Origin of the sequence: Dyadobacter sp. (assembly GCF_039919315.1) — a bacterium.
Taxonomy (GTDB): domain Bacteria; phylum Bacteroidota; class Bacteroidia; order Cytophagales; family Spirosomataceae; genus Dyadobacter.
Genome location: NZ_JBDSFX010000101.1, coordinates 33,871 through 48,520, shown reverse-complemented (window position 1 = coordinate 48,520; position 14,650 = coordinate 33,871). Strand labels below are relative to the sequence as shown.

Annotated in this window: 14 protein-coding genes; all 14 read left to right on the top strand. The window is 44.5% G+C overall.

The genetic code is table 11. From position 1 onward, the window contains the following. Nucleotides 1-52: 52 nt before the first annotated feature. The 14 genes from ABIO93_RS29235 (at nt 53) to ABIO93_RS29170 (ending at nt 14,470) form a co-directional block, all read left to right on the top strand. Nucleotides 53-3,985 (top strand): caspase family protein, encoded by a 3,933-nt coding sequence (locus tag ABIO93_RS29235; RefSeq protein ID WP_348073566.1) that lies wholly within the window; start codon nt 53-55, stop codon nt 3,983-3,985. Nucleotides 3,986-4,079: 94 nt separating this feature from the next. Further along, nucleotides 4,080-4,835: a hypothetical protein gene (locus ABIO93_RS29230; protein ID WP_348073565.1), complete on the top strand. Its 756-nt coding sequence runs from the start codon at nt 4,080-4,082 to the stop codon at nt 4,833-4,835. Nucleotides 4,836-4,861: 26 nt separating this feature from the next. Beyond that, nucleotides 4,862-5,821, top strand: coding sequence for a CHAT domain-containing protein (locus ABIO93_RS29225; protein ID WP_348073564.1), 960 nt, complete (start codon nt 4,862-4,864; stop codon nt 5,819-5,821). Between the two features lie 13 nt (nt 5,822-5,834). Continuing rightward, a complete protein-coding gene (locus tag ABIO93_RS29220) occupies nt 5,835-6,545 on the top strand; it encodes a type II toxin-antitoxin system HicA family toxin (RefSeq protein WP_348073563.1) in 711 nt (236 codons plus the stop codon). A 261-nt stretch (nt 6,546-6,806) separates the two neighbouring features. Next, nucleotides 6,807-7,778, top strand: a complete 972-nt coding sequence (locus ABIO93_RS29215; RefSeq protein WP_348073562.1) for a hypothetical protein — start codon at nt 6,807-6,809, stop codon at nt 7,776-7,778. Nucleotides 7,779-7,840: 62 nt separating this feature from the next. Next, complete coding sequence (locus ABIO93_RS29210; protein ID WP_348073561.1) at nt 7,841-8,209, top strand: hypothetical protein; 369 nt, start codon at nt 7,841-7,843, stop codon at nt 8,207-8,209. A 417-nt stretch (nt 8,210-8,626) separates the two neighbouring features. Beyond that, on the top strand, nt 8,627-9,031 hold the full coding sequence (locus ABIO93_RS29205) for a GreA/GreB family elongation factor (protein ID WP_348073560.1): 405 nt from the start codon (nt 8,627-8,629) through the stop codon (nt 9,029-9,031). A gap of 342 nt (nt 9,032-9,373) precedes the next feature. Next, on the top strand, nt 9,374-9,646 hold the full coding sequence (locus ABIO93_RS29200; RefSeq protein WP_348073559.1) for a hypothetical protein: 273 nt from the start codon (nt 9,374-9,376) through the stop codon (nt 9,644-9,646). A 251-nt stretch (nt 9,647-9,897) separates the two neighbouring features. Then, nucleotides 9,898-10,362, top strand: a complete 465-nt coding sequence (locus tag ABIO93_RS29195; RefSeq protein WP_348073558.1) for a hypothetical protein — start codon at nt 9,898-9,900, stop codon at nt 10,360-10,362. An 81-nt stretch (nt 10,363-10,443) separates the two neighbouring features. Further along, nucleotides 10,444-11,118, top strand: coding sequence for a GTP cyclohydrolase I FolE (folE, locus tag ABIO93_RS29190; RefSeq protein ID WP_348073557.1), 675 nt, complete (start codon nt 10,444-10,446; stop codon nt 11,116-11,118). Further along, nucleotides 11,118-11,834, top strand: coding sequence for an SDR family oxidoreductase (locus tag ABIO93_RS29185; RefSeq protein WP_348073556.1), 717 nt, complete (start codon nt 11,118-11,120; stop codon nt 11,832-11,834). The genes folE and ABIO93_RS29185 overlap by 1 nt, the downstream gene beginning before the upstream one ends. Nucleotide 11,835: 1 nt before the next feature. Beyond that, a complete protein-coding gene (locus ABIO93_RS29180; protein WP_348073555.1) occupies nt 11,836-12,480 on the top strand; it encodes a flavin reductase in 645 nt (214 codons plus the stop codon). Between the two features lie 7 nt (nt 12,481-12,487). Further along, complete coding sequence (locus ABIO93_RS29175) at nt 12,488-13,729, top strand: FAD-dependent oxidoreductase (RefSeq protein WP_348073554.1); 1,242 nt, start codon at nt 12,488-12,490, stop codon at nt 13,727-13,729. Between the two features lie 48 nt (nt 13,730-13,777). Beyond that, nucleotides 13,778-14,470 (top strand): MarR family winged helix-turn-helix transcriptional regulator, encoded by a 693-nt coding sequence (locus ABIO93_RS29170; protein WP_348073553.1) that lies wholly within the window; start codon nt 13,778-13,780, stop codon nt 14,468-14,470. The last annotated feature ends 180 nt before the right edge of the window (nt 14,471-14,650 follow it).

Below are 14,650 nucleotides of genomic sequence, written 5' to 3'. Positions count from 1 at the left end.
TTGAAGATTGATAATTTGTTTGACTTAGTGTTCCTCTTTAACCGAATGTGAGATGAGATTCGATACGCTTTCCGATATAGAGGCACGCTTTCGCGCCGACAATGCTGCTGCACTAAAAGCCTTTTCCGTACAGGTTCCAAACGAGAACTTAACATTAAACGGAACAGCATATACACCGAAAACGACAGATTACTTTTACGGAACCGAGCATTCAAAGCAGCGAATCGTCCTGCACTTTACTGCCGGAAATCTACGTTCCGACATGCAGAGCCTCACCCAACAAAGCCGACACATCTCTGTGCCATTTGTGATCGCCCGTGACGGGACGATTTACCAATTGTTTCCGTCCAAATTCTGGTCCGGGCATTTGGGCGAAGGCGTCGGTAACAAAAAAGGCACCGGCAATCCGCAGGATAAGGCTACCATCGGCATTGAACTCTCTAACTATGGCTTTCTGGTACCGAAAGACGGAAATCTGGAAACGATTTATTCCCGGATCAAGGATCCGAACACGGGTAAAGTTAGCGCTCCTGATCCGTACTGTTCGCTCGATAACAAACAAGCTTATACCAAAATCGAGCAACCGTTTCGCGAGCAATCCTTTTATCCATCCTATACCGCCGAACAGATGGACAGTTTGATTGTTCTTCTCCGGTTCCTCACAGCCAAATACAATGTTCCGCGGGCATTTTTACCGGAAGACAAACGGTACACGACATTCAACGAACTGGTCAACTTCAAAGGAATTGTGTCGCATATCAACTACCGGTCAAGCGGAAAATGGGATGTGGGCCCGGCTTTTGACTGGAAAACAGTGATCGCAGGAGTGACTGCTCCCACGTATGTGTCTATGGCACCCTCTACACGAGACCTGGAAAGCGTTATCGAAAGCGTAGAAGAAGTTGACGCGCTTTATCCGCAGAACAGAGACTTGCTGGATCCAATAGAAGAAGAAACGAGCGATAATGAAGGATATAACCCTAATGACTTCGAGGAAAAATCATTGACCGACGACATGGCTGCCGAAAAACCCCAGCTCTTCGCTTTGCTGGTCGGAATCAACGATTATGCGCGTGTCAGAAAGCTTAGCGGGTGTGTTAATGATGTGAATGCTGTTGAGAATTACCTTCGGACAGGAACTGATTTCAATGTGAACATTGAGCGGTTAACAGATTCGGCTGCGACGCGAAAAGGCGTCGAGGAGGCTTTCAAGAATCACCTTAGCAATGCACGAGAAGGCGATACAGTTTTTTTCTATTATTCCGGGCATGGTACACAGGAAGAAGCAGATGCTATCTGGGGCGAAACAGACGGCGGACTCGAATGCATGGTTTGCTATGATGGAGGTACCACAAAATATTCCCAATTTCTATTGACAGATAAGGAATTACGTTTTCTGATCAATGGGTTATATCAAAAAACAAAAGCCCACATCGTCACTATTTTCGACTGCTGTCACTCTGGTGATAACACCAGAAACGCGGCACTGATGATGGCAGGCAATGCGGCCTCCGAGACTCACGAAAGACGTATTAAAGACCTGGAAAGAGGCACCCGGTTTTTCGCCAAAAGAGAATGGAATGAATTCCTATTCAGCGATACGATAAAGGAATCGGATATCAACGGAAAGAAAATCGCAGAATTTCTTCCTCAGGGAACACATATTCAAATGGCCGCCTGTGAATCTAACCAGACCGCATTGGAAGTAGCCGGGGCGGGTGTTTTTACCAAAACATTACTCAAAACGCTGACGGATTGCGGAAGCAACATTTCCTATAACAATCTCAGAAGCCGGGTACGCCAGTATATGCGGGCGAGCTACGAACAGACGCCCCGCGTTTATGCGCCGTTCAACGCAGAAAAGCTACTAGGGAGCGGTTTTCTCAACCGCCCTATTGACCCGCAAAAAACGATTTGCGAAGCGACTTTCAATGACGCCAACGGTTGGCAATTGAATGTAGGCGCTCTCCATGGTGTGACAAATGATTCCAAAATCAAACTGAGTGATCCTAAGCAACCTGCAACTGGAATCACTGCCAAAGTCAAAGAGAACGGTGTTTTTATAGATTACACACAAATTGAGGCGGAGGACCTGGACACGCATACGATTTACAAAGCGGAGGTAGCGGGGCTGTTAACGCAAGAACTAAAACTTGAACTTGAAAATCGCGACGCGACGCCGGAAGAAGCAGCGGCGCTGATTGACCAATTACAGAAGAATGCAAGCGGCGGCTTTTCGTTCGGCGGAGAATCGGCCGGAAAAGAAAAAGAGGACAGCAAATTGTCGGAAATGGCAGATTACACGATGCACCTGAATAGTGGACAAGCTTACATTACTTTACCAAATGATCCGTTCCGCCCTCTGATACAGCCGATTCCATTTGTAGGCGAGGACAGCGTTAAGGAGATCACCGATTCCATCCAACACATTTCGCGCTGGCATTTTATAAAGAACCTGCAAAATGAAAAGATACCACAAGGCTTCCCTGCCAACCCTCTTAAAATTGAATTGACCCAAATTGCATTGAATGGAACAGCCACGACGATCGACATTTCAAGCGGCACCGCTACCTTGAACTATGAAAAAATCGGCAACAGCTGGCAGGGCAAAATTCAGCTGTCCATCACAAACAGGACGGAACAGAATCTATATGTGTGCGCGGCCTACCTAGGCAAGGCATTCAATTGCTTTCTGGAATTTCTTCCACAAAGAGTACACTTACTAGAACCCGGCGCTTCCATATTTTTGAGTCCAAATGGAACAGATCAAATGGATCTCGAACTGGGAGATGTAGAGCGGGAATACAATTGGGAGAAGACACTGGAGGCTATCAAATTTATTGTCAGTACCACAGAATTTGTCGCAGAAGCGCTGACGCTCGAGGAGCTACCGGCGCCTTTGACATCTAATAAGCAAAAAAGCTTTGCAACCAGGGGGATTGTGACGAAGAAACCAGTGCAGTTTTCTGGCTGGATTACGCAAAACCTGAATCTGGTGTTCATCAATCCGGTTCACAACGAAATTCCTCTTCATGTTTTGAAAACCTTACTGGAATGGGAAGAAACAGCATTCTTCGCTTCGGGGCTTTATTGCGATATCGAAACAGACGAATTTGGCCAGCCTACGATATGGAAATTGAAAAAGGGAATTGTGGTACCAGAAGACGAAAGGGGCATTCTCGATGATGTAAAGCTGTTTCTGGGAAATAAGGTCGAAACGACACAGCGCAATTGGCGTTACCGCAACCTGAAAAAGGATAGGAACCGCCTGCGTATTGTAGCGGAAGGCGATTCCTGGTTCCAGTACCCGATTCTGTTACAGGATACCCTTGATCAGCTCTATAAAAGGTATGCAATCAAGAGTTTTGCAGAAGCAGGCGACACGCTCTCGAATTATCTCAAGAAAAAACAATATCTGAATGCGATTGGCGAAGAAGAAGCCAAATACTTCCTCGTAAGCGGCGGAGGGAATGATGTATTGGGTGATGAATTTCAAAACTTTTTGAGGGAAAGTCCGGACACAACCGACTCTACACCAAAGCGATACCTTAATGAGAACTTTTTCAAACAGCTGGATACGCTGGATAGCCTGTATACTGAAATGTTTGCGGAGTTGCTAGCCAAATATCCAAAGCTGCAAATTCTGGTTCATTGCTACGACTACGTTTTGCCCGTGGACACCACATTGCCCGAAAGCAAGAAAAAATCCAGCTGGAGTGGCAAATATATGATTCAAAAAAACATCGCACCACAGCTGGAAAGAGAAAATCTGATCGTCTACATTCTGGATCAATTTGCGCTAAGACTGCAGGCTTTGGTCGACAAACCCGAGTTCAAGAATAATGTGTCATTTATCGATACGCGGAAGTTGGTAGAGCGTGATAAATGGTTTGACGAGATCCACCCGGTTAATGAAGGTTTCGAACTGGTGGCCGCCAAGTTTATCGCGGAAATAAACAGAATTGAAAACCTGGTAACCATTTAAATGTACTGCATTAAAATAGCCGAAGCATGCATTTGGGAATGTAGTGATCAGTCAAAAGTAAAGAGCGTGTATTCAATCAAACCAATATAGCAATATGTCCATCGATCACTTAAAGTACCTTAGAGAACTCGAAATTGAAGGTTTGGAAGACGCTTTTCCAGCATCGAAAGACCTTGAAGCAAAAGACCTGCCGACAGCCGAGGGAGTAGAGCAATCCTTCATGAATGCCAAGAGTATCGTGTCATTTGTTTCTGAAATCAATGGACAAAGACGCGATGACGTACTCAATTCGGTGTTACTTGCTCAGCTGGCGGCAAACAAACTGTTTCCAGGTGACGACCAAAGTCTGGAATGGTACAAGGAATTCGTGAAAGTGTTGAACAACATTGGCTGGGATATTCAGGGAGCCGAATTCACTCATTTTGAATCTAAAGATAATCTGTTCGAAGTAGAAAGCGTCATAATTGACATCCTGATGACAGCGTTCGGAGGTACTTTCGTGGAAATCATTACCAAAACTCTGACCGCCATCAAAGGTCTTGCCGACACCAACGGAAAAATAACTGTTTTCGAAAAAAATACACATTCACTTTCAAAAGGCGCCTTCCAGATCGGGCTGGCGAAAGAGGAAAATGATGTTGTTTCATTACAAATCGGGACGTTTCTCATTACCTCAACCAACGAGATCAAGCGAATCTTGTTCTTCAAATCTACCAAAGATAAAACGAGTCTGGATTACTGTTCAAGAACAGGGACTTTGAACGAAGGTATTTATGAAAAAATACGGGACTCGGTGGTGCAAAAGCTGGGTGGCAAGGTGACGGAATTTATTGCAGAAGTGGAGATCTGAAGAATTTTTAAATTACCGAAAGCGGCATGAATACACCGGTAGTATTATCCTATTTTTCGCAAAACAGTGATCAGGAAAACGAATACCTCGACTTTCTTCAAAAGGAGTACGATTCTATTGCCGAGGCTTGGGAGCAACACCAGATCCAAACAGAGTCCAACAGGTATTTCGAAGTAGAATTTCCTGCGCGGGGAAATGCTGATGGCGAAAAAGTGGCGGAAGATATCAGAAACTATAAAAATCGAATAGTAGTATTCCATTTTAGCGGACATGCCGGATGCAAGCAAATATTCTTTAAAGATGGCTCTGCCAATGCTAACGGCCTGGCCGGTCTTTTGGGTGAAGCACAAAACCTAAAATTGGTGTTTTTGAATGGTTGCGCTACGCATGATCAGGTTAACTTGCTGTTTGCTAAGAACATTAAGATCGTTATCGCTACAAAAGGAAAAATTAAGGACGGCGTCGCAAAAGAATTTTCTTCCACATTCTATCAGGCGCTGTCCACAACTCAATACACGATCAAACAAGCATTCGAGCATTCCTTAAACAAACTAAAAACCCGGTACTTAGATCTGGAAAACACCTCTACGGAGCCTATTATCTGGCGCGGGATAAGCACGGGCGCCGAAGACGATCTGGACCGTTGGGAGCTTTACGTGAAGGAAAGTTACTTAGATGAAATCAACAATCTCAACTGGTGGCGAATAGGGTTAATTAAGCCCACGTCAAAGGAAATCCTATCGGGCAATTCAATTCAGGATAGTTTGGTCCGCTGGATTGTCATACTGTTTCTGGTTTTAGGCCTCGCGATCATCACGTATTACACATTCATAGAAAAGGATCTGCTTTTCGCTTTGTTCGGTCTGGCACCCGCGTTATGTTCATTTTTTGGATTCAAAAATCTGCAACGTTACAAGACATTGCAGGTGAATTCCGATGTGGTGGATGGCAATTTAATAAGTAAGCTGAGTTTTATGACTAAATAATCATTCGTAGCTAATGAGTAATTCAACAGACTACCCAGATATCAGGGAGCAATTAGAGGAGAAGATAACAAGTCTCAAAAAGCAGACCATTTGGTCACTTTTGATTGTTCTCGTCTTAATCATCGCGGCCGTATTTCTGAACATTCAGCTAAAAAAAAGCAATAGATCGCTGGAAAAAGTCAAGTTGGATCTCGAAGATAGTACGCGTGCGCTCAAAAGAGCCAAAGATAGTCTGGCATTTTATTCAGAAAAATGGAGGAGCTCCCTTATCAATTCAAATGATAAAAATATTTCGCTCAGTGGCTCATTAATAAATCTTGAGAATGTAAAATCGTTGCGAAGGGACGACAGCTATCAAAATAACCAATCGGCCTTGCCCGAATCGTATTCGGCTGAAAACGATTACAATAATTTTTCCGGTTATATCATCTATATCCAGGACAGGAAAACAAGTAAGCTGTCATCTATTTTTAAGAAAGCACTTGAAAAACAAGGCTTTACAGTGCCAAGAATCGAGCACATTGGTTCTTCACTCCATTTCCAAAATTCAATCCGATACTTCCATCCCGACGACAAAAAAATCGCGATTACGATCCAGGCCACGCTGCTGGAAATTATGAAACAAAGCAACGTGCCGCTGGAAAAGCAAAATTTAATTGTGAGTAATCCGGGTATATCTAAGAAGGTACCGCGGGGGCAGCTGGAAATCTGGGTGGATTTGTAGGATGCCGATTTGATTTATTGCATCACGCTGGCAGGGTTAAACACCTAACCACCTATCTTCATTAAATGGGACTTTGCTTGTTCCACGATTGCTGCTGCTAAGAAAACAGGCGTATACAATCGTCAAACCAGTCAAAACCTTTAAATAAAACCACGGTCCTAATTTTGGGGGAACTAAAATAGTTTCAGTCATTTCGTCTAATATTTTGTTTATTTAAATTATGGTTGTAAATTTACAACTGTAAAAATACAAAAGCAAATTATGACCTATATCAGCGCACAACCTTACCTGACCAATTCATGGGATGACATATGCTATCCTGTAAATCCGGTATGGCTGGCAGATATCTTGCCGGATTATGAAATTATGGCTACCGACAGGCAGCAACTCATCGTTGGGCAGGCGCCAGGAGGCAAGAAGACAATTTTCGGCATACAGAGTGCGGATTATGCGATTATACCGAATGTTTTGATCAGGGAAGTGGTAGACAAATTGTTTGATAACTACACTTTACAGATCAAATACACAATCACGGGTGAATTTAGTATCAACATCATTCTTCCCCATCAAACGTCTATTGGAGGGGAACAATTACAGCGCAGTATGATATTGACCAATAGTTATAACGGAAAGACACCTTTCAGTATACAGGGGCAAACGATGACTACTATGTTGGACAACAATAGCTTGCCAGGCAGCAGCATGTACAGAGCAATATGCGAGAACGGACTGATGGGATGGGCTGACTCGTTTATTGAATTACCCAATTATAAGAAATGGCTAAAAGGGAGTTCGAAAGAAAAGACCAAACCACTGCAGCGCGCCCCTGTTATGAAAAATTCATCCAGAAAAGACCCGGGCATAAAAAAAGTCCATCACAGCCGACTGAACCCAGAACTTTTTCAGCAACAATTATATGAGCTGCTGGTTGGGCAAAGTCAACAAAATGCAACATTAACGGCTACAATCTATGAACATTTTCAAGGAGGTTTCGTAAACAGGGCAGATGAGACCATGCTTAAAACGTTGCCTATCCCAGTCCAACTCGCAAAACAGGCCCATGAAAGGCTCAGATTTGAAAAACGTCTTTTAGCGACGGACTCCTCATATTGGCTGATGTATAATGCTGTTAACTATGCACTTTTTAATGCCCGCAGCAGTCTTACATTAAATGACCGCTTTAAGCTTGATGAAAAAGTCTTTCATCAACTTGCAGCGAGCTCTTTTGCCTAGTATTATAAATGCAAAACTCGCAGAAAATACAGGCGAAACTTGGTTCCAATTAATTGATGTATATGCATTCACGTTATTTACAACTGGGCGCTGCTTCGGTAGCGATGGTGTTGGGAGAAATGGAAGATATTTTCAAATTAAAAGCGGGCTCAGATAAACAAAGGATGTTCCCAGTCAGACCGCATTCCGATTTTGTAGTATATGCCAATTTTATCCAGGAAAATACAACTATTCTGGGGCATGCAAATTCTGGGAGTGATATTCAGCCATCTGCCAATATCATAATCAACGAGACGGCAAAAAAAAGATTTTTGTCTATTCTAAGCCGTGTGATAAAGGCACACGAAGGAATATCACGCCAGGAGCGGGTTTTTGTGCACAGGTTCTGGTCAGCGTTACAGAAAAATCTCAATTTCGGTCATAATACTTGATTTCCAGGAGTAAACACTGGCCAAAAATCCAGGAAATTCACCAAACCTGGCAACGCAGGGCGTGAGCTGTCAACAAGCTATTACTATATTAAAACAGATATGTACGGCACCACTCCCGTCATACTAGAAAATGCGATTTCCGTATCCTAAAACGATATATGGCACAGATGCCTATAAAATGAGTTCCCGGGTTCTGTTCTGTTGCAATTTTGAAGACTTTAATTTCTCTACCCTAATCTCGCATTAAAAACACTGGACTCAGGGCTGGCCTAAACACCAGGCCCTAGTGCATCATAGTGACAATAAAAACTTATTTCTTCGACCTATCATATACTGAACCGGATTTTCAGGTTCAAAAGCATTGCATTGTCTGCCTGAACGAATCGGGCAGGCATTTATCGTACAACTTAACTGAAAATGAAAATGAATAATCAAAAAAACCACGTCATACTTAGCCAGGACGATTTTCGCATGTTAAAACAGTTTGCCGAAAATTTTCCACGCAGCGCCAGCGCAAATGAGATGTCTCTTTCTTACGAATTAAACCGGGCGATCATCGTTGAAAACGGTGAACTACCTACCGACAGTATTCGCTTAAACTCTCATGTAAAAGTAAGGGAATTGACCAGTAATAAAGAAATGGAGTTCTCAATTGTAATGCCTGCTTTTGCAGATTTTAAACAAAGGAAAATATCTGTTCTAACACCTATGGGTGCTGCTTTGATAGGCCTCTGCAAAGGTGAGACCGTGGAATGGAAAATGCCCGCAGGGATGAAGAAATTCAAAGTGTTAGATGTAATACAGGTACCTGTTGAAATGTAATAACAGCGACAGGGCCCTGTTGGCTCTGTTTTTTCAATTAAATAATTTAATCATAAATCATTATGAAAAATGAAGGGTTTAGATCAGTAGCTGAAACTTGCTATGTGATGGCGTGCGCCTTTACAATCACGATCATTTATATATCTATTTGCTTTTTGGCTTTCAGTTTTTAACAAAACATAATTACATTGGAAATTTTTAATCAATTCCTCGATTTGTTTGTAAATCTGGATAAACATCTTGGACAGATCATACAGAACTATGGGGCAATGACACACATACTGCTCTGCTAATGGCCGCGGCCGATGTGCTTGCGAGCCTGAAAGATGAGTTGCGGGTTCGGTGATGTTCTTCCAGCCTGCCGAAGCAGGCGTGGTACCCGGATCGTTGCAGGGCGCCTCGGAGGATTTTTCTTACTTTGCCAAAGAAGTCCCGGGTCTGTATATTTTTCTATGTGTAACGCCCGATGGTGAGGATCCTGCCAACGCTGCCCCAAACCATCATCCGAAGTTCCTTGTCGATGAAAAAGCATTGGTAGTCTGTACCAGGCAATTGCGACTATGGCCGTTAACTTTTAATGAGCAGATCGCCCAATTAACAGCTGACAATATTTAGACGCTACAAAATTCTTCAGCCCTTATCTCGTGCAAGCTGGCGCCGTTGCATCATTGCCGCCCAGACTCACTCTTCTCAATTACTAACAGGCATAATTTACCTTTCCCGACGAACTGAAAGTTATCTTCTCTATTTAAATATTAGTACAATTTTGTTCTAATAATTTGCCATTTAGTATTGTTTCGTATTACATTTACGAACCACGCCAGATTATCGTGAAGCTATAACCTGAACACATGATGATGCTTTTTTTGACCGGTCTGATCGTCACAACAAGTTATTTTCAGGGTCCACTCCCCTCTTTAAAACAGCTGCGCTCGCTTTATCAAAAAGCTTCAACCCAAAAACAAGCCGCAGAAAATTTAGTACACCAGCTGGCCGGAGCAGGGTCCGATGCACCGGCAACCATTGTCTGCTACAAGGGGGTAGCTCACATGTTGATAGCAAAATACAGTAGCAATCCCGTAAAAAAATACAAAAAGTTCCTCGATGGAAAAGCGATGATTACCCGCTCTGTGAGCAGGGATACCCTCAATATCGAAGCCCGTCTCTTACGCTTTACCATTCAATACCACACGCCGCGTTTTTTGGGATACAATGCTGAACTTGAAGCGGATAAACTATTTCTAACGGCAAGTTTACCTCAGATCAAAGACCCCGAGCTGAAAGTAATGGTTGAAAAAATGTTGTCAATCAGCAAGGCCGATCAGAGATGATGCTTGGACTTAAAGTGATGATACACCGAACATAAATGCCAATCCAAAAAATATCTATTTTATCAACCCAAACTAAGAACAATGTTAAGAATCGACCCAGTGCTTCATCAAGAAGAGGACAATACAATCCGCATTGAGGAACAACAAAATTATTCAACCACCACATCTGTTATCGAGGATGCACCCAAGCTTGACGAGGCTATGAAGATGGAACTGATCGCCGGTCATTTTGCCAGCATCATGCAGGTACTGGGCCTGGACCTGGAAGACGACAGCCTCAGAGATACTCCTAAACGCGTGGCCAAAATGTATGTCAAAGAAATTTTTAGCGGGCTAAACCCTGTCAATAAACCCAAACCCACCCTTTTTAATAACTCCTATCAATATAACCAGATGCTCATCGAGCGAAATATCGCTGTTTTCAGCCATTGTGAGCACCATTTCCTTCCCATTGTAGGAAAGGCACATGTGGCCTACATCAGCAGCGGGAAGGTGATAGGCTTGTCCAAACTAAACCGCATGGTACAGTATTGTTCGCAACGGCCCCAGGTACAGGAAAGGCTGACTGTCCAGATTGCAGATCTGATCAAGGAAGCGATAGGAACCCAGGACGTGGCAGTAATCGTCGACGCGCACCACCATTGTGTTTCCAGCCGCGGCATCAGGGATGCTGGCAGTAGTACGTTAACTGCTCAGTATTCCGGGAAATTTTTGAATACCGAAACCAAAAATGAATTTCTAAAATACATAAGTTGATGAATTTCAGTGGAAAAAATATCCTCGTAGTGGGCGGAAGTTCCGGAATTGGCTTAGCTCTGGTCAAATTGTTACAAGAAGCCAATGCGTCGGTATACGTGATTTCGCGTACCAAATCTGCTGACCTTCCGGAAGGCGTTAAACATCTGCAAACGGACGTTACGGGCGGATTGGAGTCGGTCGCCGGATTTCTGCCCGAACAATTGCATGGTCTGGTTTATTCTGTTGGCAGCATTAACCTTAAACCATTTAACCGGCTCACAGCAGATGACTTTTTACAGGATTACCGGCTCAATGTGCTGGGTGCGGCCCTGATTATCCAGCATGCGCTGAAATCTTTAAAAAATTCGGCCGGGTCATCCGTGATCCTGATCAGTTCAGTAGCCGCCCAAACCGGACTGCCATACCACGCCAGTATTTCCGCAGCAAAAGGTGCTATTGAGGGATTGGCTATTTCGCTTGCCTCCGAATTGGCAGGCCAACAGATACGGGTGAACGTGGTATCCCCGTCACTGACGGACACCCCGATGGCGCGCAACCTGCTTAGCTCGCCCGAAAAACGGGAGGCATCCGCAAAAAGACATCCTCTTGCCAGAATTGGGCAACCAGAAGATATCAGCCAGGCCATTGCATTTCTGCTTTCGGACCACAGCAGCTGGATCACCGGACAGGTCATCGGCATTGATGGGGGATTGGGTAAACTAAAAACCGTTTAAGATGGCAAATATTAAAAGTGGCCAGATCGCCGCATTGGAAAAACAGTACCGGATCGGCCTGATCAACAGCTTGGTAGGCTACAAATCCTTAAATCTGTTGGGTACGGTCAGTGAGGGGGGTGCGACGAACCTGTGTATTGTAAGTTCGGCATTTCACCTGGGGGCAAACCCACCGCTTGTGGGAATGGTGATGCGGCCTGAGCGCGAACATAACGACACGCTTCGGAACATCAGAACAACCGGGCAATACACCCTGAACAACGTATTGCCGGATTGGTATAAACAAGCCCATCAAACCAGCGCCAGCTACCCTTCCGGCGTATCCGAGTTTGATTGCTGTGGATTTACTGAGCAATACGTACCCGGTTTCCTGGCGCCTTTCGTGGAGCAATCTACGGTCAGGATCGGATTAAAGCTGCGTGAGATGGTCCCGGTGGAATTGAACGGCACTACGATTGTGATTGGAGAAATAGTGGAAATACTCGCTGACGATTCGGTTATCGGCAAGGACGGCACCATTGATCACGTAAAGGCCGAAACGATGACCGTGGCGGGGCTGGACACCTATTTTGTCCCCCATCTGGTGGGCAGGCTTGCTTATGCCAAACCAGGAACGGAGCCAAAGGAAGTAACCCTGCCAAACTGAATTTACCTTGGAGCAACACACGGATGTAATCATTATAGGTTCAGGATTAGCGGGTTTGACAGCTGCCAGGGTTTTAAAAACAGCAGGCAAATCCATTAAGATACTGGAAGCTTCTGACCAGATAGGAGGCAGAGTGAGAACGGAGGAGGTAGATGGCTTCCTGCTGGACAGAGGATTCCAGGTTTTACTGACTGCTTATCCCGAAACCCAAAAGTTTCTGGACTATGATGCCCTCGACCTGTGCAAATTTGACCCGGGCGCATTGATTTTAAACCAGGACGGTATTACTAAAATTGGCGACCCCATCAGGCAACCCAGTTCCCTGATCAGCACATTACGCTCGCCGGCAGCGACATTCGCGGACAAATTCCGGATGCTGGCTTTAAAATTAGAGCTGACCAATAAAAGCATCGACGATATTTTCTCCGGTAGCCAGGCGACCACCCTTGCATACCTGGAACAATCTGGGTTTAGCCAGCGCATCATCAGCCAGTTTTTCAAACCTTTCATGACAGGCATTTTTCTGGAAGATAAACTCAGCACTTCCAGCAGGATGTTTGAGTTTGTATTCAAAATGTTTAGCCAGGGCGATGCGGCTATTCCTGCAAAAGGAATGGGAATGATCCCTTTGCAACTAGCCAGGGGCCTTTCTGCCGACGAAATCGTTTTTAATGAAAAAGTGGTTGTCGTAGAGGCAAACAAAGTAATAACTGCTGCCGGGTCACACTACCACGCCGATAGCATTCTGATCGCCACCGGAGAATTTGAAGTGCCCGCTCCCTTTCGGCGCCCGGCGGCATCCTGCCACTCGGTTACCAATATGTATTTTACCGCTCCCAGTCCACCTTTTATCGCGCCGCTGATTGCTTTGAATGCATTACCACAAAAGCTGGTCAATAACATTGCGGTGCTGGACCGGATTTCGCCCGGTTATGCCAAAAATGGCCAGTCTTTAATTTCACTATCGCTGATCGGGGACCACTCCGGCTTAGACAGCGAACAGCTTCAGGCTGAGGCTTTGCTCGAAATGCAAAACTGGTTCCCGGATGCCATCCAATGGACACATCTGAAAACGTATCATATCTTATATGCGCTGCCAAATGATGACGAGGTTACCAATGAGGTCGATCTTACACTGACGAAATTAGGTTCGCATTGCTTTATTTGCGGGGACCATTTGATGAATGGATCGATCAACGCGGCAATGAAAAGTGGAAGAAGGGCCGCAGAGGCTATATTAGCAAACTGATCAGCAGAAATTGAATGTAATAACAAATACGCGCCAATTTGACCTACAATGAAATCATACCAGCTTATCCATGAACTGATCGCACTCGTAGAAAAACTTGAGCAACAAAACCCGGGTCGCGAGGTAACATTGCATGAATTTGCCGGATTCCTGATCAGTGAGGTCGGTACTCAAGCAAATAATTCAGTCAATGCAGATATAAGATTTGGGGAAAATGAAGGCCCCGCACATCAAATCGCCTACCAGCTTGACAACAACATTGGCAGGCTGTTTGTGTACATGAGCCGGTACGCGAAGTCCTACATCAAGAAAGCACTTGAAGGCACGCCATTATTGGCAGCCGAGGATTTTACATGCCTTGCAATTCTGCTTACCCACGATCAGTTGTCCAAAAGTGAATTGATCAGCCATAATTTACAAGAGAAAACGTCTGGCACCGAGGTGATCAGAAGATTAATTACCGCCGGATTAGTAAGGCAGTGGGATGACCTCAAGGATAAAAGAAGCAAGCAAATTGCCATTACCGACGCGGGAAAAAATTTAATATACCAGATATTCGGGGATATGAACCATGTTGGCAAAATGATAACGGGCGAACTGACCCTTTCCGAAAAGTTGACGCTTCAATACCTGCTTCAGAAATTGGAAAACTTCCATCAGGTACACCATGAAAACAAAACCATCGCCAGTAAAGAAGATCTAAAAACGGTTGCGGAGCAGCTTACTGGCAGATCTCTTTAAACAAATGGCTATATTAGTAAGCGATGGGTTCTGGCAGGCCGAAGAGCTCATGCTTGCGCCATCCGTCACAAATACGTTTTTGCCGGATGAGGTTTGTTAACTCGTAAATCTGTTAAGACTACTCACGATATACATCGACTATCACTTAAAACAATTGGGGGCATAAACGCTAAAAAACGC

Excerpts from the sequence above, each read along its gene's own strand:
- ABIO93_RS29235 (WP_348073566.1), top strand. The coding sequence starts at position 53 with ATGAGATTCGATACGCTTTCCGATATAGAGGCACGCTTTCGCGCCGAC.
- ABIO93_RS29230 (WP_348073565.1), top strand. The coding sequence starts at position 4,080 with ATGTCCATCGATCACTTAAAGTACCTTAGAGAACTCGAAATTGAAGGT.
- ABIO93_RS29225 (WP_348073564.1), top strand. The coding sequence starts at position 4,862 with ATGAATACACCGGTAGTATTATCCTATTTTTCGCAAAACAGTGATCAG.
- ABIO93_RS29220 (WP_348073563.1), top strand. The coding sequence starts at position 5,835 with ATGAGTAATTCAACAGACTACCCAGATATCAGGGAGCAATTAGAGGAG.
- ABIO93_RS29215 (WP_348073562.1), top strand. The coding sequence starts at position 6,807 with ATGACCTATATCAGCGCACAACCTTACCTGACCAATTCATGGGATGAC.
- ABIO93_RS29210 (WP_348073561.1), top strand. The coding sequence starts at position 7,841 with ATGCATTCACGTTATTTACAACTGGGCGCTGCTTCGGTAGCGATGGTG.
- ABIO93_RS29205 (WP_348073560.1), top strand. The coding sequence starts at position 8,627 with ATGAAAATGAATAATCAAAAAAACCACGTCATACTTAGCCAGGACGAT.
- folE (WP_348073557.1), top strand. The coding sequence starts at position 10,444 with ATGTTAAGAATCGACCCAGTGCTTCATCAAGAAGAGGACAATACAATC.
- ABIO93_RS29185 (WP_348073556.1), top strand. The coding sequence starts at position 11,118 with ATGAATTTCAGTGGAAAAAATATCCTCGTAGTGGGCGGAAGTTCCGGA.
- ABIO93_RS29180 (WP_348073555.1), top strand. The coding sequence starts at position 11,836 with ATGGCAAATATTAAAAGTGGCCAGATCGCCGCATTGGAAAAACAGTAC.
- ABIO93_RS29170 (WP_348073553.1), top strand. The coding sequence starts at position 13,778 with ATGAAATCATACCAGCTTATCCATGAACTGATCGCACTCGTAGAAAAA.